The sequence below is a fragment of the Aeoliella mucimassa genome, assembly GCF_007748035.1.
GTDB classification, from domain to species: Bacteria; Planctomycetota; Planctomycetia; order Pirellulales; family Lacipirellulaceae; genus Aeoliella; species Aeoliella mucimassa.
Genome location: NZ_CP036278.1, coordinates 6,135,214 through 6,154,844, shown reverse-complemented (window position 1 = coordinate 6,154,844; position 19,631 = coordinate 6,135,214). Strand labels below are relative to the sequence as shown.

The following is a 19,631-nucleotide window of genomic DNA, read 5'->3' as shown; positions in this document are numbered from 1 at the left end:
TGTGCGCACTTGTGTCGCACGCTCACCAAGGATGGTGTCACCATGGCTCAACCCCCTCGCATTCTGATTGTTCGCCTCACTGCGATGGGCGACGTGATTCATGGTCTGCCTGTCGCTTCGGCCTTGCGTCGGCAGTTTCCTGATAGCTTCCTCGCTTGGGCTGTGGAAGGGCGCGCGGCCGAACTGGTCGAGGGGCATCCCGATCTCGATCACGTAATTCGCTTGCCCCGCCATTGGTGGCGTTCTGCACGCTCGCTCCACGAGACGAGAAAACAGCTGCGAGAGAGTAAGTTCGATATCACCGTCGACCTGCAGTGCCTGACGAAAAGCTCGATCATTGCCTGGCTCACTGGGGCTCCCAAACGACTCGGCGTAGCCGGTGCCAACGGGCGCGAGTTCAGCAAGTGGTTCAACAACTGTCTCACGGATGTGCAAGCCTCGCATGTGGTGGATCATTATCTCGGCATCCTAAAGCCGCTCGGCATTGAGTCGCCCAAGGTGGAGTTCAAGCTGCCTGAGTCGTCGCTATTAACCGAGTACGCCAAAAAAACTCTCGCTGATCTCAATCTTCATACCCCCTTCGCGGTTCTGAACCCTGGCGCTGGTTGGCCTTCGAAACTGTGGCCTGCCGAACGATACGGACAGGTCGCCCGACATCTCCATCAGCAGGGAGTCCGCAGCCTGGCAGTATGGTGCGGCCAGGAAGAGCGAAAGCTAGCCGAGCAGATCGTCGACACGAGCCAAGGAGCAGCCGTGCTGGCTCCAGCCACGACGATGCCCGAGTTGGCCGCGATCACCCGTCGCGCGAACTTGTTCCTCGGATCCGATACCGGTCCGATGCACCTGGCGGTCGCGGTCGGCACTCCCACGATCAGCCTACACGGCACAAGCCAAGCCGATTGGTGTGGTGCCTACGGACGAAGCAACATTCGCCTGCAGCAGTACTACCAAGGTGGAACCGCTCGTCAGCGTCGCGCGGCGAATAACACCGCGATGCAAGCGATCACCGTCGAGCGAGTCTGCAAAGCGTGCGACCAGTTGCTGGCACGCAGCCGTGCTGCTCTGGCTGGATGAAGGTAACCCTCGAATCTGCACTGGTCGGGCCTCGGCATCGCATTGGATCTCTCCTATCCTGCTGCTCTGCAGTCCGCCCAGTTCCACCAGCTCCTCGCAGCGGGAGGGGACCCATCTTCCCACCCCCGGCGGGATAGTTTCCCACCGCCCTCGAATAGATTCCCACTGCTGGGCAAATAGATTCCCAATTTACCCACCTATGGGAAAATTGAATCGGCAGGCACTCTGCAAAACCAGTGGTTTTCGCGTCCGAATAGATTCCCATTTCCAATAACGCATCGAGTGGGAATCTATTTTCGCAGTGGGAATCAATCGCAAGTCGTTTGTTAGCAATGAGTTGCATCAACACCTCCGGTGAATGTGCCCAAAATAGATTCCCATGGGTGGGAAACTATTTTGAGTTGGGAGTTGGACGTTGGGAGTTGGATGTAGAAATGTCATCTTGAAGGAGCTTCCAGCGACTGAAAGATCTAGCTTACAGCTTAGAGCCTACAGCTTTGACACCCGCGCAGCAGCAAACGCCCACGCAGCCGAACATTCGCCTGCGCGTCACTAACAGTCTGCCATTCAAACAAGCATCACATCTCATTCACCTCCTATCACTAAGAGCCAACAGCCGAAAGCTGATAGCCGACAGCCAGCAATCACCTGTCCATTAGAACACCACAGGTGGCCAATTCCCAGCGAAAACTGGAGCATTCAGAAAAATCGTTTAGCCCGCAGCCGGAGGCGATGGCTAGCGAGGTGGACCTAGAGCGACCGCAAGAATTCTCACGCAGAGTCGCCGAGCCCGCAGAGGACAAGAGCACCACCGAGAGCCAGCCGGCCTCAACACCTGCCCCCCCCTCAAGTATTCGGTGAAAGGGAAACATCCCTCGCAAAGGGGGTCGCCGCCGGGGGGGGGGGAGTGAACTGCGATAATCTCGGCAAGGCGAAACTGCTTCGGTCGATGAAACCTAGGGGTCTAACGACGAAGCTGCCCCAGACCTGACCTGGGAGCGAGCGTGGATTCTGAGTTAAAGTTTTGAGTGGTCACAGCGTTTTCGCCACGGAGCGGGGCAGGTCTTGGTGTCCAGCGTCTTGTTAGCCCTTTCGTTCGGTAAGGCTGGCTCGGATGTGCTTGCGCAGTCCGTCCTCTAATTTGGATTTTCCGCTAATCGAATTGTCGTAGAACAGGGTCCGAAAAGCTGAAACATCAAATGGCAACGTCGTGCCTTTCTCAGCCATGAGGATTGTCGGCTTGTTTAGAGCATGCGCGTAACCAACCTCGTAAAACACATTCGGGTTCTGAGGCGAGATGTCAGCGATGATCAACCGCGACTCCCGAATAGCTCTACTGATATCGGCGATGATTAAGCCAGGGCCACTCTGCTCGTCGATTCTTAGGACCGAAATACCCTCCTCTTCACACACGCGTTGGATGACCTCGGAGTAAACTTCGTTATAGGGCGACGAGAACTGCATCACTACAAACGCACGCGGAGGTTCAGTCGTGACCGTGAAATTCCGAACCTTTATGTCGTGGTAACCCATGCAGAAGATTCCAACCTGTGACTGCGGTAGGTAAACTGGTATCTCGGCAGCGATCACTTCAACCCCATCAATCGAGAGCGTCACTTGAGATCCCTTTACGTCGACGTCCAAGTGGTATTCGCGACCGGCCTCAAGGGCTTCGACATCGCCTCCAACGGCGTAGTGATCCCATTTTGATCGGAATGAGCGAATCCCGTAGAGAAGCTCGTTTGAGATACCAGCGTTAAACGTCTGTTGGATCGACTTGTCGTAATAGAAAATGATGTCGCAAGCGCTCTTAGCGTCAACTTCTGGGAAGGTGACGTCAGCAGAAATTTGCCCGCCTGAGAAAGACTGGTCGCAAATGAAGTTTCCGGTCGCGGCGAGAATTTGTCCCTGATGCTCCTGCTCGGAGCCTTGGAAGGTGAGAACTCCGTCTTCCACGGACATTCTTCCGCTGATGGGCATCCAGTTCATGTGTGATTTCTTGGGCTAACGTCGGACATCACCGAGGACGCGCGAAAGACTCCACCAGTGCCAAACCGCTCGGCTCGCGTCCTTCGGTGCATGTCATTGTTTCCCGCATTCTACAGCATTTTCATAGTGTTTACGCATCGATTCCGCGTAGCCAGATTGGAGTCGTTCCAAGTGCAAAAGATCGTCCAAGGCCAGATTAAGCCTGCCGGTCGTCAGATAGTGCGCCATCCTAGCGTTGTGGAATTCATCGTTGTCAGGATCCAGTGCTAATGCGTTGTTGTAGTACGCGAGCATTGTATCGAAATCGCCATCAATCTCAGCAAAGGCATTGCCAAGTAGCAAGTAAGCGTCGGGAAAGTACGGGTTCAGCTCGATTGACCGTTTTAGCCAGCCGCGTGCCTCACGATAGCGTTCCAGCTCCGCGTCGTTGTAGAACGGAGTCTCCTCGCTATCGTCCGGCGGGCGCTCGTTGGAAAACCAAGTGGTCAAGCCATCAGACCAACGAGGAATCGCCGAACGTTGCAGCAATCGAATCTGGTTTACTGCATTCCGAAACAACGTGATTGCTTGGCGGGCTTTCTCAGCAGTGACAGATGATTCCATCACGATCGATCCAGTCGGGGAACGACGGCGGTAACGGGGTGCCGCCCAGAATTTAAGTATGCAAAACCTGTGTCGTCGGCGGCTCCCGTTCACCGCATGGTTATGTGCCGTTTACGGTTTCGATGTATTCGCCAGTCATTGCCTTCGCGTCGGGATCGATGTCGATCACCTTGAAGCGAATTGTATCCTTCCACGCGACGCGACAATAGTCTACCAACGACGCACGATAATAACACGGACCACAATCCTTGAGGGTGAGACCGTCTGGACCTTTGCGCACCTCCGTAGTGAGAATCATTCCGGGTTGCGGTCCAACCTGGCGAGTTGAGGAATCGAACAAGAAGCCATCGGGCACACCATTGAATCTTGGTTCAGAATCTAACGCGGGCATGGGATCCGTGCGTGGGCGAAGAACGACCACATAATCGGCGGGCGCATCGGCGGGCGGAGTATGGTCGTCAGTCCACCAGCGGGGTGAGTCAAACCAGTGAATCGCATAGACATCAACGCGATAAATTCCATTGTTGATCTCGCAAAGCGCCCCACGTTGCGTATCGGAATCATCAAATCGTGATTGACCGCCGGGTAAGCATTCGCCCGGACCAATGAAAAGCTTGCCGGACGTTACGTTGATGCCGAGGTTCGCCACCAGTTCGGCAGCGTAATCACGTTCGTCCGGGTTGAGGTCATCGTCGGTGATTCGCGTTTGATATACGCCGTCGCCGCCAAGTGAAACGAGCGCGATCTTGCCGGATTGGATTTCGTCGAGTTGGGCAAAGTCCAAGCACCACCAATCGACGTCATCGTCGACACGGTGTTCAAGCTGTTGCGGATCGAACATGGCTAGCGTGGCTGTGTCCGTAAAGAATTTGAACGTTCGATCCATAGCGAGCGGCGTTTTGGGCACATAACGTTTAGCGTAACCGGGTGGCGACGGTTGACGTTGATTTCAAATTCGGCGTAAATCGCCACTCCGGTTCACGCTCTTGTTATCCGCCCGGTTGGGCATCAATCGCGATACGGTTCACGACGACCGATCTGTGTACCTCGACTGTAATCTTCCTTCCATTGTAGTGCGTCTTGGAACAGCTCGTTGTGATCGTCCGAAATTATGTCGATTTCAGAATCGGGTATTGGTTCGCACTCTTCGGGATCGGATTGAACTACCTGAAGTTTGATAAATCCGTGATCGAAGCGGTCCAAGCGTAACATCCCAATGTGAACAGCCGTATCCAAGAAGTCGTCGAGCAGCGTGAGAATGGCGGTCTTCTGATCGTCATTGAGTGATCGGAGTAGTTCGCTGGCGGCACCGACATCGGAACCAGCATTGCAGTCCGTCGCCCCGATTTGATCGCGGAAGTCGGCGAACAAGTTGTCCGTATCAGAAACAAGAGTAAGGCCGAACAATCCACGCGCCATTTCGATGCGCGCGTCATCGTCGTTGGGCCAGAGTTCTTCGTCGTCTTCGCCGAGCCAACCGCGTTCACGACAGATCGATAGGTATCGCTGTTGGCGTTCAAGTCGAGTCTTTTCGTTCATGAGTGTGCTTGGCGGGTAACTTGTTATTCGACACGAAAAATGTGTGTAAGCACGGCTTATCCACATTTTTTGTGGATAAGATGAACCCGGACTATAGCAGATTCTCGGTGCTACGACGCCTCGAGGTGGGAAACACCCAATCGCGCTAGCAGGCTTGTGGCAACCCGCTGAACCGCTTGGGGCGATGAAACCTACGCGTTCTTGAGCTAGCTTAAACGGAGCACGGTGTCCCCTTTGAATAGAATGTAGCCAACAAGGTTGGCATGTTTGGGTAGAATTGAAATCTTGATTACACTTCACAGTTAAAATCTGAATTACTTGGAGGTTCACTCAAATGCCAGTGTTCGGTTGCTCCAACTGTTCGAGTTTGATTTCGCTCTCTCTCATCCCTGGTGGGAACCCTGCAGCAGAGGGAGATGAATTTGCAAGAAACTGGCGGATATGTGATAGATGTGGCAGCCTGCTCTGCGAGGAGTGTGCCCCTGCCTCTGAGACTCAGTGCAATTGCGGCGGGCTACTCAACGAACCTGATAGCGATACACGCATGAAATTATACTTTCCTAAGTGCGAATCTCTGGAAGACCTTCCGCCTTCACTGCGAAGGCTTACCACGAAGAGAGAACGCATGGAGAAGCTCAATGAGCAATGGGAACGGGGAATCTTGGCTCGCGGCGAATATGATGCTTACAAGTCAATCTTGGAAGCATCGGCGTGAAACATCCAAGCAGTTTACGGTGCATCGGCCTCTACCCTCCGGCAACGGACAACGAACAACGGACCACAACAGCACCTGTCCACGAGAACACTAATGGTGGTCACTTGCGAGTGAACACTGAGTCGTTTACGAAACCGTTTCGCCCGCCCGCGTTGAGTCACAGCGGGTAGTGGACTTGAGTGTCCTGATGGAATCTATGCGCGAAACACTGGGATCCGGTCTTGAGGGCTGTTCGCTGGTCGACCAAGTATCGTGCGGATACGCTCACTGCAACAAATCACACATTCGTAAATTGATGATGCGGAATTGCCTGATAGAATAATAGTAGCGTTCGCTTCTGGCAGTTCGATTGCGCCGTTATTCGGCTTGTAGTGTGGTTACGCGAAGCCGAAGGTCTGGATGGAGTTGCCGGGATCTGCCTCTCTTCGTACCCGCAGGCGATCTTTTCCTCATGCAAGTTGAAACCAGACGTGTGGTCGGTGAAAAGCTGACCGAGTTGTATCTCACTGTTTCTCCGAATCCGCGGCAGCGTTTGGTGCAACAAGCGGTCGATGCAATGATCGCGATTCGGGATGCACTACAAACGGCCGATGCGTACATGCTGTGCGAGCGGTACTTTGCCACGCCAGAGGCGATGGAGGTGATCCGCCGCTTTCGCCGCGATACGTTCATCGATGTCGACGATGGAATTCAGCCCACGTATATTGCCGTGGAACCGGGGGCGTATGGCCAGTTCGCGGGCGCGCAATTGCATGCGGTGGTGGGGCCACAGAAACCGGTTCCCTTGCGATGCACTCAAGGAGCAGGCGGTGTCGCAGGGCGACGCCTGCAAAACAATGGCTCGACTTGGGTCTATATAAATGGCATGCACTCCGACGTTTCGCAGTGCGAAGTTGAGCAGGCCAAGCGCATGTTTTACTGCACGGGATGTTTCTTGCGGCAAGCGGGCGCGTCGATGCGTTCCGTGGCGCGCACCTGGTTGTGGTTGCGCGATATTTGCGACTGGTACGATGGATTAAACAGCACGCGGAACCGGTTTTTCCAGAACGAGGGACTCATCGATCCGCAACATGGCAGCGTGCACCTGCCGGCCAGCACTGGCATCGGCATGTATGGTGCCAACGGGGCAGCCTGCACGCTCGACGCGATTGCGATGCCGGGCGCGGAGGACCAAATCGAGTTGCTCGAAGCCGGTGGCGACCAAGAGTCGGCCTTCGAGTACGGGTCGGCCTTCAGCCGAGCGGCCATCGCTCCGATGCCGGCGGGACCTACGCTATTCGTGTCGGGCACCGCGGCCATCGATCGCGCGGGGGTAACCGAGCACGTTGGCCAAATGAAGGCTCAGATCGACGACACCATCGAGCACATTCGGGCGCTGTTACGTCAGGGTAATTGCCGCGACGATCAGGTGCTTACCGCCTTGGTGTATTGCAAGTCGCCCGAGGTGGAGCAGATGTTCCGCACGCGCTGTTTCGATTTGCCTTGGCCACATCTGACGATGATCGGCGACGTTTGTCGTCCCGAGTTGCTGTTTGAAGTGGAGGTGACCGCAAGCCCTGTCTACGAAAGATCCACCGGTTCCTGATCGCAGGTACTCGGAGCACGACCGAATCGGATGTCATGAATCCAGAATCTTCCAGCCATGCGTCGGAATCGTCTGTGGGCATCGCTCCAGCAGCGGCTGCCTCGCTGTTCGAAACTTCGGGACCAACGACAACCGCCAACGACATTGATCAGGCGGTGCGTCGCCGTCTGAACCGGCTGAAGCTTGCTGCCGCTCCCCCCTGCTCCGACGCGGTTTTTTTGCGGCGGGCGTTTCTCGATCTGATCGGTACCTTGCCCACCGCCGACGAGGCCCGGCAGTTTTTGAATTGGAACAAAGCGAATAAACGAATCGCCTTGGTTAACCAGCTGCTCTCCCGAGAGGAGTTCGTGCAGTACTGGGGCATGAAGTGGTGCGACTTGTTACGGGTGAAGGCTGAGTTTCCGATCAATCTCTGGCCCAATGCCGCTCAGGCGTACGATCGGTGGATTCGGGAGAGTGTTCGCGAGAACAAACCGTACGATCACATGGTGCGGGAACTGCTCACTTCGAGCGGCAGTAATTTTCGCGTAGGGCCGGTGAACTTCTACCGGGCGATGCAAAGCAATACGCCGCGCGACATCGCCAGCACCGTGGCCCTCACCTTCATGGGCGAGCGGGTCGATCGCTGGCCGGCCGAGCGACTCGATGGCCTGGCGGTGTTCTTTTCGTGCGTTGGATTCAAGGGCACCCGTGAGTGGAAGGAAGAGGTCGTTTACTTCGATTCGGTAAAGGCGGTCGACGAGCAAGCCAACGGAAACCTGGCCAAAGCAGTGTTTCCCGATGGCACACCCGCGTCGCTTGATGGTCAGGTCGATCCTCGTGAGGTGTTCGCCGATTGGTTGATTTGCCGAGAGAATGCTTCGTTCGCTCGCTGTGCTGCCAATCGTATCTGGTTCTGGCTGTTCGGGCGCGGCATCGTCCACGAGCCCGACGACTTCCGCTCCGACAATCCGGCCAGTTGTCCCGAATTGCTCAACACACTGGAAAAGAAGCTGATCGCGTCGAAATACGATTGCCGCGAACTCATTCGGTTTATTGTCTCGTCGCAAACCTACCAGCAGAGTCCGGTGCCGCGCAGCGATTCGCAGCAGGCCGACACGCAGTTTGCTTGTTACCCGCTGCGGCGATTGGAAGCCGAGGTACTGATCGACGCCATTTGCGGCATCACCGACTCGACTGAGTCGTACTCTAGCGCGATTCCCGAGCCGTTCACGTTTATTCCCGAGCAGCAACGCTCGATCGAATTGCCCGACGGCAGCATCACCAGCAGCTTTCTAGAGATGTTTGGTCGGCCACCGCGCGACACGGGGATGGCCAACGAGCGAAACAATCAACCGACCTCAGCGCAGCGATTGCATATGCTGAACTCGAGCCATATTCGCCGCAAGATCGAACGCAGCGAGTCGATGAAGACCTTGATTGCCAAGTTCCAGAAGAATCCGGTCCAGGGAGCTGCCGAGATCTACCTGACGGTCTTGTCTCGCTACCCGACCGATGTCGAGCTGGCCGTGGTCGAGCAGTACGCCAAGGGGTCGATTGGCAAACGCCGGGCTGCGTTCGATTTAGTGTGGGCGCTGATGAACAGCTCGGAGTTCTTGTACCGCCATTAATCGCTTTCGAATCGGAGAGTGCCACGATGAAACGACCGAACAACGCTAGCGCAGCGAACGATGCGAGCGCTGGCCAGGCGATGATGGGCGTATTCGATATGCCTTTGTCGCGGAGGGCGGTACTCAAGGGGGGACTCTACGGCGCTGGGGGCTGCTTGTTATCGGACTGGCTCGCACGCAGTCCGCTCCAGGCGGCCCCCGCGCCCAATACATCAGGCAAGGCGAAGTCGGTCATCCAGATCTGGATGTGGGGTGGTCCATGCCACCTCGATACTTTCGATCCTAAGCCGGAAGCTGGGCAGGACTACACCGGGCCCTTCACTGGGGCGATCGAGACCAACGTCTCTGGCATGCGCATCCACCAGCTATTGCCAAAGCTGGCGCAGCAGGCCGATAAGTACTCGCTGATTCGCAGCATGACCCACGGAGTGTTTGCTCACGAAACCGCGTCGTACATCGTGCAAACTGGTCGCAAGCCGGGCGGGCGCGATGTGTTTCCGTGCGTGGGGGCGGTGGTCTCGCTCTTCAAGGGGTACAACGCGGGCTACAAAGGCCTGATACCGCCGTACGTGGTGCTCACCGAGCCGCAAGGCCGCTTCTCCGAAGCAGGATTTTTGGGCGGCACATACAAACCATTTGCCACCGGTGGCAACCCGGGTGCGCCGCAGTTCCTGGTCGAGGGGGTAGCGTCGCCGGGAGTGACCGAGGAGCAGCAACATCAGCGCAGGGAGCTGCTTCATCGGCTCGACATGCTCAACGCGGCAATGCCAGGCCATCCCCAACTTCAAGCGTTGAACGAGTGCGAGAACCAGGCCTACGAACTCATCGTGGGCGACGCCGGCAAGGTGTTCGATCCGAATCAGGAGCCCGAAGAAGTTCGTCAACGCTACGGGCGCAATACCTTTGGGCAGTCGTGCCTAGTAGCTCGTCGGCTGGTTGAAGCCGGCGTGCCGTACATCACGATCAATTACAAAGGTTGGGACACCCACAAAGAGCATTTTCAGATCATGCGCCGCAAGCTGCCGGAACTCGACGCGGGGCTCTCGTCGCTGCTGCAAGACCTGGCCGACCGAGGACTACTGGAGAGCACCATCGTCTGGTGTGGCGGGGAGTTTGGCCGTAAGCCGCAAGTGTCGTGGGAAGCTCCCTGGAACGGCGGCCGCCAACACTACGGGCATGTGTTTTCCACCCTCGTGGCTGGCGGCGGTTTTCGCGGTGGCCAAGTGCTGGGCTCGAGCGACGCGAAGGGGGAATTCGTGAAGGACCGCCCGGTGTATCAGTGGGACTTCATCTCGACCATGTACCAACAGCTCGGCATCGATCCGCAGGCACCGCTGCCTCATCCGCAAGGCAAAACCGTGTTGGCCACGCCGACCGTCGACGACGGATACGAAATCGGTGGTCGATTGAACGAAATCACTTAAGTGAGTTTGCGATGAAAGTTCTAGGGATTGTGATCGCGAACTTGCTGTTGGCGATGCCGCTCTACGCCCAGAAGGATCCGCATGTCGGCTACATCTTCCCCGCTGGCGGGCAGCGTGGAACCACGGTCACAGCGACCGTGGGGGGACAGTACCTCCAGGGAGTCGACGCCGGCTACGTTTCAGGCGATGGTATCGAGGTGCGGATCGTCAAGCACATCAAACCAATCCCCAATAACGTGCTCAACATGCTGCGCCAGAAACAACGTGAACTCACGAAGCAGGTGCGTGAGAAGGAACTGACCGACGAGCAGGCGATCGAGCAGTTTATCGAGTTTGCCAAGTCGAAGAAGCAACCCGATCTTACACCGGAAAAGTTCAAAGAGCTGGACGCAGCAATCCGCGACCCCAAGCGACAAGAGAACGCTCAGCTCGAAGAGCAAGTGATTGTGGAGTTTTCTATTGATAGCGGTGCTTCGCTCGAGCCGCGCGAACTGCGCTTGCGAACTCCTAAAGGGCTTACGAATCCGGTGGTGTTTCAGGTAAGTCAGTACCCGGAGTACGTCGAGTCGAAAGAGGATGACGCACTGGAGCAGGTGCTGCTTAAGGCAAAGTTGCCGCTGGTGATCAACGGGCAAATCCTGCCGGGCGATGTGGATAGCTATCGTTTTCGACTCCGCAAACGAACCCAGCTGGTGGCCAAAGTGGAAGCAAGGTCGCTGATTCCCTACCTGGCCGACGCGGTGCCGGGTTGGTTTCAGGCCACGCTCTCGCTACAGGACATCAACGGGGCCGAAGGGGCTTATTCCGACGATGATGCGTTCGATCCCGATCCGCTGATTCAATTGAACATTCCGCAAACAGCAGAGTACGTTCTAGAAATTCACGACGCGATCTATCGCGGGCGCGAAGACTTCGTCTATCGCATCACGGTCGGCGAGGTGCCTCGCGTGCAGTCGATCTTCCCGCTGGGGTGCCACGCTGGGGAATCGATCACGCTGCATCTCACGGGTTGGAACCTCGAGCAGGGCGAAGTGCCGTTTGATGCGGGTCAGCTCTCCGCAGGCGAGTTGCCGTTTACGTCGACACAAAACGCCCGGCAAACAAACCCTCGCCCGCTTGTTGTTGGTGAGCTTCCCGAAGCCTTGGAGGTCGAACCCAACAACACCAGTGAGGAAGCTAACCTTCTAACCTTGCCGGTGGTCGTGAATGGCCAAATCACCGCGCCCGCCGACCTCGACTGCTTTGCCTTTCAAGGCACCAAGGGAGATCAGCTAGTCGCCGAAGTCACGGCGCGACGCATCGGGTCGCCCCTCGATTCCATCTTGAAGCTTCAGGCGCCCGATGGAACGATGGTGGCCGCGAACGACGATTTCGAAGATCGCGGGGCGGGGCTCACCACCCACCAGGCCGACTCGTTGATTTCGTTTACCCTGCTGCAGGACGGGGAGCACACGTTGAGCCTCGGCGACGCCCAAGGTCGAGGAGGCGTGAACTTCGGTTACCGCCTGAGAGTGTCGCATCCCCAGCCCGACTTTGCTTTGCGAGTGGTGCCATCGAGCCTTTCAGCGGTGGTGGGTACCAAGGTGCCGATCACCGTGTACGCGCTGCGCAAAGATGGTTTCGACGGAGCGATCAAGCTTGCCTTGCACGATTTACCGGAAGGATTCCAGCTAAGCAGCGAGGAGATTCCGGCCGACGTCGACAAGGTGGAACTCACCTTGCGTGTTCCCAAGCAACCGACGAAGGATCCACGCAAGCTCCTCCTCGAAGGGACCGCGGAGCTAGAAGGGCAACCAATAACCCACCAAGCGATACCGGCCGACGATCAGATGCAGGCGTTCTTGTATCGTCACTTAACGCCTGCAAAAGAGTGTTTGATCATGGTGCGCGACAGGGCTGGCAAGAAATAGCAGCCAGAAATCAGCTTGATACGCGACTTGTGCACGGCGCATAAAAAAGCTGCCAAGTGGGATAGACCGCCCCAATTCAGTTCAGTGTACCGAACTGGCTGCCCTATTTGGCGATCTACCCACTCAGCAGCGGACTCTGAGAATCCTGTTCTCGACGACTACGACCGCTTGCGAAGTCCAGCGGTCATCAGGCCGATGGCCGACAAGCCAATCAACCAGGCGGAAGGCTCTGGCACACTGCTAGTTGCCAGCGAGCCCGAGCTCACGTATTCGATAACACCGGTAGCAAGGTAGCCATTGGCCATTTGCCACTTGAACTCCAGGTCGCCATCGTTGCCAGCTCCGAATGCCGAAGTATCGAAGATGTTACCAAGGCTATATTCGGTGGAGCCATTGAAAACGAAGCCCGTCTCGTCAAGAACGTACTCGACCATGAGTTCCGAATCGGAACCACCCGCCTCGGTCCAGGTTGCGGTCTGAGCGACTGTACCGAAGTTGGCCTTCCAAAGATCGTAGTCGGCCGAGTCGACGACCCCGTCGCCATTGCCATCGGCACCTTCACCAGGTGTGACATTGAAACCAAGGCTGTCGCGCCAGATCGTGTAGTCGGCAACGTTCACGGTCGAGTCGCCGTTGTAGTCACCCACTGCAGGAGTCACGGTGATTTGGTCGGCCAGGCTATTCCAAGAACCGGTTTCCAAAGCACCTGCCGAGCTAGAGATCTCATAGTAATCGGCACTGAAACCAGCGGTTGCGTTGGCATTCACGATCTTGGCTTCACCGGTCGTGGTGTTTACCTGCAGCTTCAACGTTTCACCACCCGCAAGTTCGGTAATGGTGGTTTGGTCCAGCGACGAGTCGTACGATACGGTAGCTCCGTTCAATGCAACCAGGCCGGACGAAGCAGAAGTCAGGATATCGCGATGGTTGCCAGCCAGAGTCACGGTGCCACCTTCGTAAAACAAGTACGAAGCGTCGTAGCCACCCTTCTCCAGGCCGCCTAAGTTCAGGGTACCACCTTGCATATAGTAGGCCCCCGAAGCGTCAAGACCAGTCGTCAGAGTACCGGCTACGGTGACTTCACCAGCCGACTGGTAAACGATACCGTGTCCGTCAGCGTCGGAAGTTGTGAGGTCAGTGCCGACAATCAAGTCGCCACCGACATTCAAAACGCCGCCGGTTACGTTGACCGTTCCATCTTGACCATCACCAACGATCATCGCACCCGCAGCAATTGGATTAATAGTGGTAACACCACCGGTCACGTTCATTGTAGCGCTACCGTCGAGGGTTCCACCACCAGTGCTGATGCCATAACCAACGATGAAGTACTGGAAAGCCTCTGAATCAAACGTGCCGCTGTTGACCTGCAGTACCGCATTTTGCGAGTAGTACATACGACGGTTTTCAGTGGTCGTGGCTAGGAAGTTCACGTCCCCACCATCGACCAGGAAGGTGTCATTGGGACCACGACGACCAGCCTGATAGTTGTGCAGGTTATTTGTGGTCGACGTGGAGTTCAATTCGACATTGAGCACACCGCCCAACGCGTTATAAACACCATCGCCACCGGTGCCGTTGTCGCTATGGAAGAAACCACGGTCGACGGTTACGTTTACGGTACCACCGGTCTGATTAAAGGTGCTGTCGTAAGCACCGGTAGCAACAATGAAGTAGTTGCCAGTGGTAGTAAGCACCGCGTCATCAGCAATGGTGAAAGTAGTGCCGGCGTTCGTGCCGTTTAAGAAACGTCCGTTAACGATGAGTTCGCCGGTGCCGGTCAGGTTGGTCGCTTCCGCTCGCCCGAGATTTGCCCCTAACGTGGCCTGCCCACTGGCGATGTTCACTACCTCGGTGTCGGCGGGCTGAGCCCCGGTATCCCAGTTGGTACCATCGGTGTAGTCGCCAACAGCGTCGGTAATCCAGTTTGCCGCTTGCGTCGCAGCGACCGGAATGGCCACCACTCCGCTGAGCAGCAGCGCCTTTATGAAAGAACGGTAAGACATGTCGATTCCTTGGTGCGTAGATATATGTTGAGTGCCTGGCGATCACCTCGGCTCAGGCAGAGATATTGGCAATTGCTTCAGAGAACTAACGCTTGCGAATCGCAGCGAAGGCCAGACCCGCTAGCCCTAGCAACAGCACGCTCGAAGGCTCCGGCACAGCAACTGCACCCAGTGCTTCGAAGGCGTCCAATCCATTGGCTGCGATGTAATCAGACTTGAACAAATTGAAGTCGTCGCGATCATTGTCGAAGTCGCCATCCAGGTCACCCGCCAGTGCGGCTTCAAGGGCCGTTAGTGCTGTGAGGTCGGCATATCCGTTCGCAGCAAAGATATCCCAGTCGGCCGAATCAATAACACCGCTACGGTCGAGGTCGGCACGAGCAAAGGCGATATCAATATCGTTGAAGCGGTAAAGTGCCGTGATTTGGTCGTCGGTCAAGGCACCGTCCCAAATGGCGAACTCATCAAGGTAGCCTTCAAACGTGTCGGTTCCACCTTCGTTGATTCCAGTACCACCGTTCCAAGCAGGAGCGGGATTTCCAACGTGTACTTCCGCCGAGGCGTCAACCCAGTCCTTCGCTTCATCGCTGCTGAGCAGGAATTCACCTCGGTGAGAACCATCAACGTATACTTTGATTGCGGTGCTAACATCGTCATAGGTGGCTGTATACATATGCCACTCGCTATCAGCTGCGAAAGCGGTATTCGAGCGTGCATCGATGTGCGAACCCCAGAGGCGGTACCCTTCCGAAATGTTCACAATCGCCCGGCTGGCGAAATCGGTTCCTTCCGTTCCCGACGGTGCGCCACGAATGCCAAAGCCGGCCAAGTAATTAAGGGTGGGGATGCTTTCGTCCACTTTCACCCATACATTCATCGACCAGTTGTCATCGGCACCAGTCGGTAGAACCGAGGTTTCTGGGTTGTCGTCGTAGAAATCGATGCCATCACCAGCGAAATCTCCACCGGCATAAAAGTAAGCAGCGTTGCCGTACAGTCCCTCACGGATGGCAGCAGCACCGGTGCCGGTGTGTCCATTTCCAGAGGAGTCAGCAAAGGTTTCCTGGAAGTCGGTAATCGCTTCGTCGAACGACCACAGGTGAACGAGCGTCTGAGCGCTCAGTTGCTGAGCGGTCGCGACCGCGATGATCAATGACAGAAAGACTCCACGCATAAGCATTGCAAGCTCCTCTAGGTAGTTACCAGTTCCAATGAGTCTATTAGTGTGGTCAGTTGAAGTGACTTGTAAGCAAAGTCCGTCGAAAGCAGTCGTGGCAGATCGAATCAACCGCCACGACGGTAGGTCTTAATTTCGCCTTCGTCGTTGCGGGCGCCCATTTGGCGGAACGTTTCGGGATCGATATCGAAGTCGACGCCGGTTACCGAACCATCGCACATGGCGAACAGGCAGACGCCAGGATGGGCACTACCAAAGAGTTCCCACTGCACGTTGTCGCTCAACGAACCGGCATCGCCATCCTTGCGGGGGACGTGCGAAGGGGTGCGGGCGTTGTAGAAGGTGGAGCGAACCATATCGTCCTGGAAGCCGATGTACATCGACCAGTCGTCGGCATGCCAGGTGCCGGATTCGTAATGTTCCACTGGCATCCACTTCTCGCCCAACGCAATGGTGTTGGACAATCCGTCGGTGATCGAACGGTTCTTTACCGCCTTACCGCAGAAAGAAACGCCGGAGAAATCTTTGGTCGAAGGGGGAAAACCGTCGGGAAATTGGTCGCGAATGTAGTTCTCGGGGATGATCTCGCGGCACTTGCTGTCGAAGCTGGTTTCGTCGCCGACGCTTGCAGCGTAGTCGCAACGGGCCACTTCGGTGTAGCTGTAGCTAAAAACGCTACCGGTGCCGTCGCCGGTCAGCACACTACCGACCGAAGCGGGATAAGGCCCCCCTTTGCGGCGCGAAGGGCAATTGGCGATCGAAATCGGCGTGGCATCACGCTGCAGCATCGCGGTTTGACGAGCAGCACCGGTCAGGCCATCGCCCATGTCGTGCAGTGCTTCCTGTTCCACGTATGGAAGCGTTGCATACAACCACGAGCCAGGTTGGTTCGCGCCGGAGCCACGATCAGGATCACCACTCCAGCGTCCGGGCCAACCCGACGAAGGCCATTCGCCGTGGGCACTTTCGTGGTTAATCATTCCGAGCGCCCAGTTCTTCAGCTGCGAGGTGCACTGCGAGCGACGAGCGGCTTCGCGAGCGGCTTGTACGGCTGGCAGCAGCAAGGCAACCAAAATTCCGATAATGGCGATCACCACCAGCAGTTCTACTAGGGTGAAGCCGCGTCGAGTGCGGGCAACTGAAGTTCGCTGTTCCGTGGTTCGGGCAACCTCACAGGATGGGGTGGCTGTAGCATTCCGTGCAAAATCACAACTAGTTACGCGACGCATACTTGTCCTTTCTTCCGCTTTTTAGACGCATGTGCAGACGAGTGTTGCCACACGCGCTGACCTGCCACAGAAGTGGGCAGGCGATCAAAATTGATTAATGTCTTATGGCTAGAGGCGGTCGCCTCGTGGGGGTGGGATCAGGGACAACCGGAAAGGCTATTACGAAAGCCAACCCTGTGTATGCAATCCAATTCCGACTTGGGTTGCACCGTTGTCACTGAGGGGAGCCGAAGAGTTAGCCGCGTTTTCGGCTAACCGTTGGTTTGGGCTCAGGTACACACTAGCTTTCGGCTAGGTGTAGTTTGTTTTGGTGAAACCTCTTCTCTTCCATAAGGACATACCGCGAGTACCAAAGAAGTCGCGCGCATTTTTTAGATTCATGAACTCTTAACGAATGTTTCTACGAGAACCTTTTTGGACAGATCACGGTTGTCTGCAACGGACCGGTTTTCCGGGCTTGAGAATCCTTAATTTGTGCATTTGCAGCCGCGCTCTCCCGCATGGCATTTCATACGATCTTCACAATTTGAGCGCTCCCACCAACCAAGCAGCGGTATATCAAGGTGAGCGGGCATTTGCCCACTTACTGCATTCAGTAAGCCATGTGGACCAACTCGACTCTTGCGGTACCCGTAAGTTTCAAGAAAACTAGCATTACGAATTAGTCACTTACTTGTCGTAATAACGCTAGGTGCCCATGGGTGATCTGCACGGAGGAGATGGTGTACCGAACCAACCACGGTTCGAAACGCTGTTGCTGAATGCGCAGAGGGGATTGCTGCGTTACATCCTGACTGCGGTCGGCGATGCCCACGCTGCCGATAATATTCTGCAGGAAACCAATATGCTGCTCTTGCAGAAAGCGGAGGACTTTGCGCCAGGCACGAACTTCGACGCCTGGGCTACGAAGGTCGCTTACTGGCAAGTAAAGGCCTATTGCCGAGATAGTGGACGAGACCGTCATGTTTTCAGCGAAGAACTGGCGGGTCAGCTGATGGATCGCATGCAAGAGCCTGGCCAGGTGAATCGCCTGGATTTGGCGATGGATGCCTTGCAGTCGTGTCTCGGCAAGATGAAGAAACAGGACCAAGAGCTGCTCTCCATGCGGTATCATGGGGAGTTATCGATCCTGGCAATCGCGTCGCGACTTGGCAAATCGGTGCCGGCAGTAAAGGGGGCACTGCAACGAGCCAGGCGAGCGTTGCGCAAATGCATGTATATGCAGAAAGAGATAGGCGACTGAAGCTTGAGCGTGTTGGGAAGTTTGGGCGGCTTTAGGATGGGAGCGTGCGGTGGAAAACAGCAAGTTTGAAGAATTGGAGCGGTTGGCTTCCGAACTTCATGATGGTGGTCTATCGAAAGATCAGTTAGACCACCTCAATCAATTGTTATTCAACGACGACGAAGCTCAAGACTTCTATTGCGATCTCGTAAACACACATGTCGGACTCAAGTCGGTGGTTGGCCGTAGCTTCGATGGAAGCAACGAGTGGAGCCTACCTTTTGCGATCGACAGCGATGCAGAGGAAGTGGCTTCTTATCCTGGTGCGTCATCTCGCAAGGCTTCTCCATGGCGTTGGGTACTGGCTGCTAGTATTGCGCTAGTTGCCTGCTCGGCTGCCTGGTTAGTGCTCGATGGCAATAAGGCCGTTGTCGCGCGTGGCGGGGAATCGATGGTGTACTTGCCGACCATTACGCGAGTTTCGTGGAAGGGTCCTACCTATCAAACCGCCGCTTCCGAGCATCACAACATGGTGGCCGTTCCGCCGGGGGCGATCAAGCTTCGCCAAACCCAAGGCGAGGATGGCGATGGCTACTTGTTCTGTCTCGAGCCTGGTTACTCGGTGGAATTAGTCGCTGCGTTTGATGCGGCAGGCGAGAACAGCCTGTCGATTGCCGAAGTATTTAACTCCCATGCGGCCACCGCTCGGAAGTTTACTTTCCACAACGCGGGCAAAGGTCCCAAGCCGCTACACGCAAACCCGGCCGCACTGAACCGTCGGTATGGTGTGCTGGGTCGGTGGTCCGAGTCGAACACGACGGACATTCCCCGGTTCTTCCTATTAACCGGCGTGCACAAGCTTTCGATGCGCGATAACGAGGACCACTGGCGGATGAGTTCGCTCCGCGTGCAGCTGGAGTCCGACGACGTGGTGCAGGTTGGCTGGGACGATAGCGGCCCTGCTCCGCTTACCGGCACGAATTATCGTCCCGACAATGATTTCGACGATCTCTCGGCAAGCTTGTTCTTCACCGCGAACGAGAAAACTCCCCAGCCCACCCAGCCAAAGGTTGATGTGATTCAACCGCTACACGTCGATGGTTTCGATTTCGGCGACGAGGTTCCTGAGGGATTCAATGTGGAACTATTGCCGGGCGATATGCTGCTGATGAAAGGCCTCGCCCAAGCGTCGGATCCGAACGCACTGATGCTCTACAATGTCGATACTGACAAAGTCCTTTGGTCGAATGCCAAAGTCGAAGGTAAAAGCGATTGCGATCTGGGATCGACTTGTGTTCGCAACACCACGAGCAGTCCTCAAACGATTCGGGTGATTGGTTTCAATCGACCAACCGCTTTGGACAAGTCTCCCGAGAATTGGCACGTTAGCAGTCGTGCGACCCTCTACGAGCAATCGGGCTTCTACATCATTGGTTACGACGATCTGGCAGGGGATCGCGACTATAACGATGTGCGAGTCAGCCTGCTCATCATGCAGCCTGAATAGGCGATTGCCCCACACGAACTCGGTACGCGGGGCAGCTTACC

The 19,631-nt window shown here is 56.0% G+C and carries 14 protein-coding genes; 7 read left to right on the top strand and 7 right to left on the bottom strand.

Features of this window, described 5'->3' with window-relative positions; all coding sequences use genetic code 11:
* Positions 1–42 precede the first annotated feature (42 nt).
* The gene (locus tag Pan181_RS24195) at positions 43–1,074 is read left to right on the top strand and encodes a glycosyltransferase family 9 protein (RefSeq protein ID WP_145251311.1); all 1,032 of its coding nucleotides are present in this window, start codon (positions 43–45) and stop codon (positions 1,072–1,074) included.
* Positions 1,075–2,157: 1,083 nt separating this feature from the next.
* On the opposite strand, the gene Pan181_RS24190 is transcribed toward Pan181_RS24195, so the two are convergent.
* From Pan181_RS24190 to Pan181_RS24175, 4 genes are all read right to left on the bottom strand, one after another.
* Positions 2,158–3,063, bottom strand: a complete 906-nt coding sequence (locus Pan181_RS24190; RefSeq protein ID WP_145251309.1) for a hypothetical protein — start codon at positions 3,061–3,063, stop codon at positions 2,158–2,160.
* A gap of 93 nt (positions 3,064–3,156) precedes the next feature.
* Complete coding sequence (locus tag Pan181_RS24185) at positions 3,157–3,666, bottom strand: tetratricopeptide repeat protein (RefSeq protein ID WP_145251307.1); 510 nt, start codon at positions 3,664–3,666, stop codon at positions 3,157–3,159.
* A 100-nt stretch (positions 3,667–3,766) separates the two neighbouring features.
* Entirely contained in the window at positions 3,767–4,552 is a 786-nt protein-coding gene (locus Pan181_RS24180; RefSeq protein ID WP_145251305.1) for a DUF6386 family protein, read from the bottom strand.
* Between the two features lie 122 nt (positions 4,553–4,674).
* A complete protein-coding gene (locus Pan181_RS24175; protein WP_145251303.1) occupies positions 4,675–5,205 on the bottom strand; it encodes a hypothetical protein in 531 nt (176 codons plus the stop codon).
* Positions 5,206–6,371: 1,166 nt separating this feature from the next.
* Here Pan181_RS24175 and Pan181_RS24170 point away from each other — a divergent pair.
* The 4 genes from Pan181_RS24170 to Pan181_RS24155 are packed head-to-tail and all read left to right on the top strand — an operon-like array spanning position 6,372 to position 12,449.
* Positions 6,372–7,505 (top strand): RidA family protein, encoded by a 1,134-nt coding sequence (locus Pan181_RS24170; RefSeq protein WP_145251301.1) that lies wholly within the window; start codon positions 6,372–6,374, stop codon positions 7,503–7,505.
* Positions 7,506–7,540: 35 nt separating this feature from the next.
* Complete coding sequence (locus Pan181_RS24165; protein ID WP_145251299.1) at positions 7,541–9,115, top strand: DUF1553 domain-containing protein; 1,575 nt, start codon at positions 7,541–7,543, stop codon at positions 9,113–9,115.
* Positions 9,116–9,141: 26 nt separating this feature from the next.
* Positions 9,142–10,539, top strand: a complete 1,398-nt coding sequence (locus tag Pan181_RS24160) for a DUF1501 domain-containing protein (protein ID WP_231943690.1) — start codon at positions 9,142–9,144, stop codon at positions 10,537–10,539.
* A gap of 11 nt (positions 10,540–10,550) precedes the next feature.
* Positions 10,551–12,449: a PPC domain-containing protein gene (locus Pan181_RS24155; protein ID WP_145251297.1), complete on the top strand. Its 1,899-nt coding sequence runs from the start codon at positions 10,551–10,553 to the stop codon at positions 12,447–12,449.
* A 158-nt stretch (positions 12,450–12,607) separates the two neighbouring features.
* On the opposite strand, the gene Pan181_RS24150 is transcribed toward Pan181_RS24155, so the two are convergent.
* The 3 genes from Pan181_RS24150 to Pan181_RS24140 all read right to left on the bottom strand — a co-directional run bounded on the left by Pan181_RS24150 (position 12,608) and on the right by Pan181_RS24140 (position 16,861).
* Positions 12,608–14,455 carry a dockerin type I domain-containing protein gene (locus Pan181_RS24150; protein WP_145251295.1) on the bottom strand — a complete coding sequence of 616 codons (1,848 nt, stop codon included), beginning with the start codon at positions 14,453–14,455 and terminating at the stop codon, positions 12,608–12,610.
* Positions 14,456–14,540: 85 nt separating this feature from the next.
* Positions 14,541–15,635: a LamG-like jellyroll fold domain-containing protein gene (locus tag Pan181_RS24145; RefSeq protein WP_145251293.1), complete on the bottom strand. Its 1,095-nt coding sequence runs from the start codon at positions 15,633–15,635 to the stop codon at positions 14,541–14,543.
* A gap of 104 nt (positions 15,636–15,739) precedes the next feature.
* The gene (locus Pan181_RS24140) at positions 15,740–16,861 is read right to left on the bottom strand and encodes a DUF1559 domain-containing protein (protein WP_145251291.1); all 1,122 of its coding nucleotides are present in this window, start codon (positions 16,859–16,861) and stop codon (positions 15,740–15,742) included.
* A gap of 697 nt (positions 16,862–17,558) precedes the next feature.
* Between Pan181_RS24140 and Pan181_RS24135 the strand changes: the two genes are divergently transcribed.
* Positions 17,559–18,104 (top strand): sigma-70 family RNA polymerase sigma factor, encoded by a 546-nt coding sequence (locus Pan181_RS24135; protein WP_145251288.1) that lies wholly within the window; start codon positions 17,559–17,561, stop codon positions 18,102–18,104.
* Positions 18,105–18,153: 49 nt separating this feature from the next.
* Positions 18,154–19,590 carry a hypothetical protein gene (locus Pan181_RS24130; protein ID WP_145251286.1) on the top strand — a complete coding sequence of 479 codons (1,437 nt, stop codon included), beginning with the start codon at positions 18,154–18,156 and terminating at the stop codon, positions 19,588–19,590.
* Positions 19,591–19,631: the final 41 nt, after the last annotated feature.

Bases quoted from the DNA above. Each gene is read 5' to 3' on its own strand.
- Pan181_RS24185 (WP_145251307.1), bottom strand. From the start codon at position 3,666: ATGGAATCATCTGTCACTGCTGAGAAAGCCCGCCAAGCAATCACGTTG.
- Pan181_RS24160 (WP_231943690.1), top strand. From the start codon at position 9,142: ATGAAACGACCGAACAACGCTAGCGCAGCGAACGATGCGAGCGCTGGC.
- Pan181_RS24155 (WP_145251297.1), top strand. From the start codon at position 10,551: ATGAAAGTTCTAGGGATTGTGATCGCGAACTTGCTGTTGGCGATGCCG.
- Pan181_RS24170 (WP_145251301.1), top strand. From the start codon at position 6,372: ATGCAAGTTGAAACCAGACGTGTGGTCGGTGAAAAGCTGACCGAGTTG.
- Pan181_RS24145 (WP_145251293.1), bottom strand. From the start codon at position 15,635: ATGCTTATGCGTGGAGTCTTTCTGTCATTGATCATCGCGGTCGCGACC.
- Pan181_RS24140 (WP_145251291.1), bottom strand. From the start codon at position 16,861: ATGCGTCGCGTAACTAGTTGTGATTTTGCACGGAATGCTACAGCCACC.
- Pan181_RS24135 (WP_145251288.1), top strand. From the start codon at position 17,559: ATGGGTGATCTGCACGGAGGAGATGGTGTACCGAACCAACCACGGTTC.
- Pan181_RS24190 (WP_145251309.1), bottom strand. From the start codon at position 3,063: ATGAACTGGATGCCCATCAGCGGAAGAATGTCCGTGGAAGACGGAGTT.
- Pan181_RS24150 (WP_145251295.1), bottom strand. From the start codon at position 14,455: ATGTCTTACCGTTCTTTCATAAAGGCGCTGCTGCTCAGCGGAGTGGTG.
- Pan181_RS24175 (WP_145251303.1), bottom strand. From the start codon at position 5,205: ATGAACGAAAAGACTCGACTTGAACGCCAACAGCGATACCTATCGATC.
- Pan181_RS24165 (WP_145251299.1), top strand. From the start codon at position 7,541: ATGAATCCAGAATCTTCCAGCCATGCGTCGGAATCGTCTGTGGGCATC.
- Pan181_RS24180 (WP_145251305.1), bottom strand. From the start codon at position 4,552: ATGGATCGAACGTTCAAATTCTTTACGGACACAGCCACGCTAGCCATG.
- Pan181_RS24195 (WP_145251311.1), top strand. From the start codon at position 43: ATGGCTCAACCCCCTCGCATTCTGATTGTTCGCCTCACTGCGATGGGC.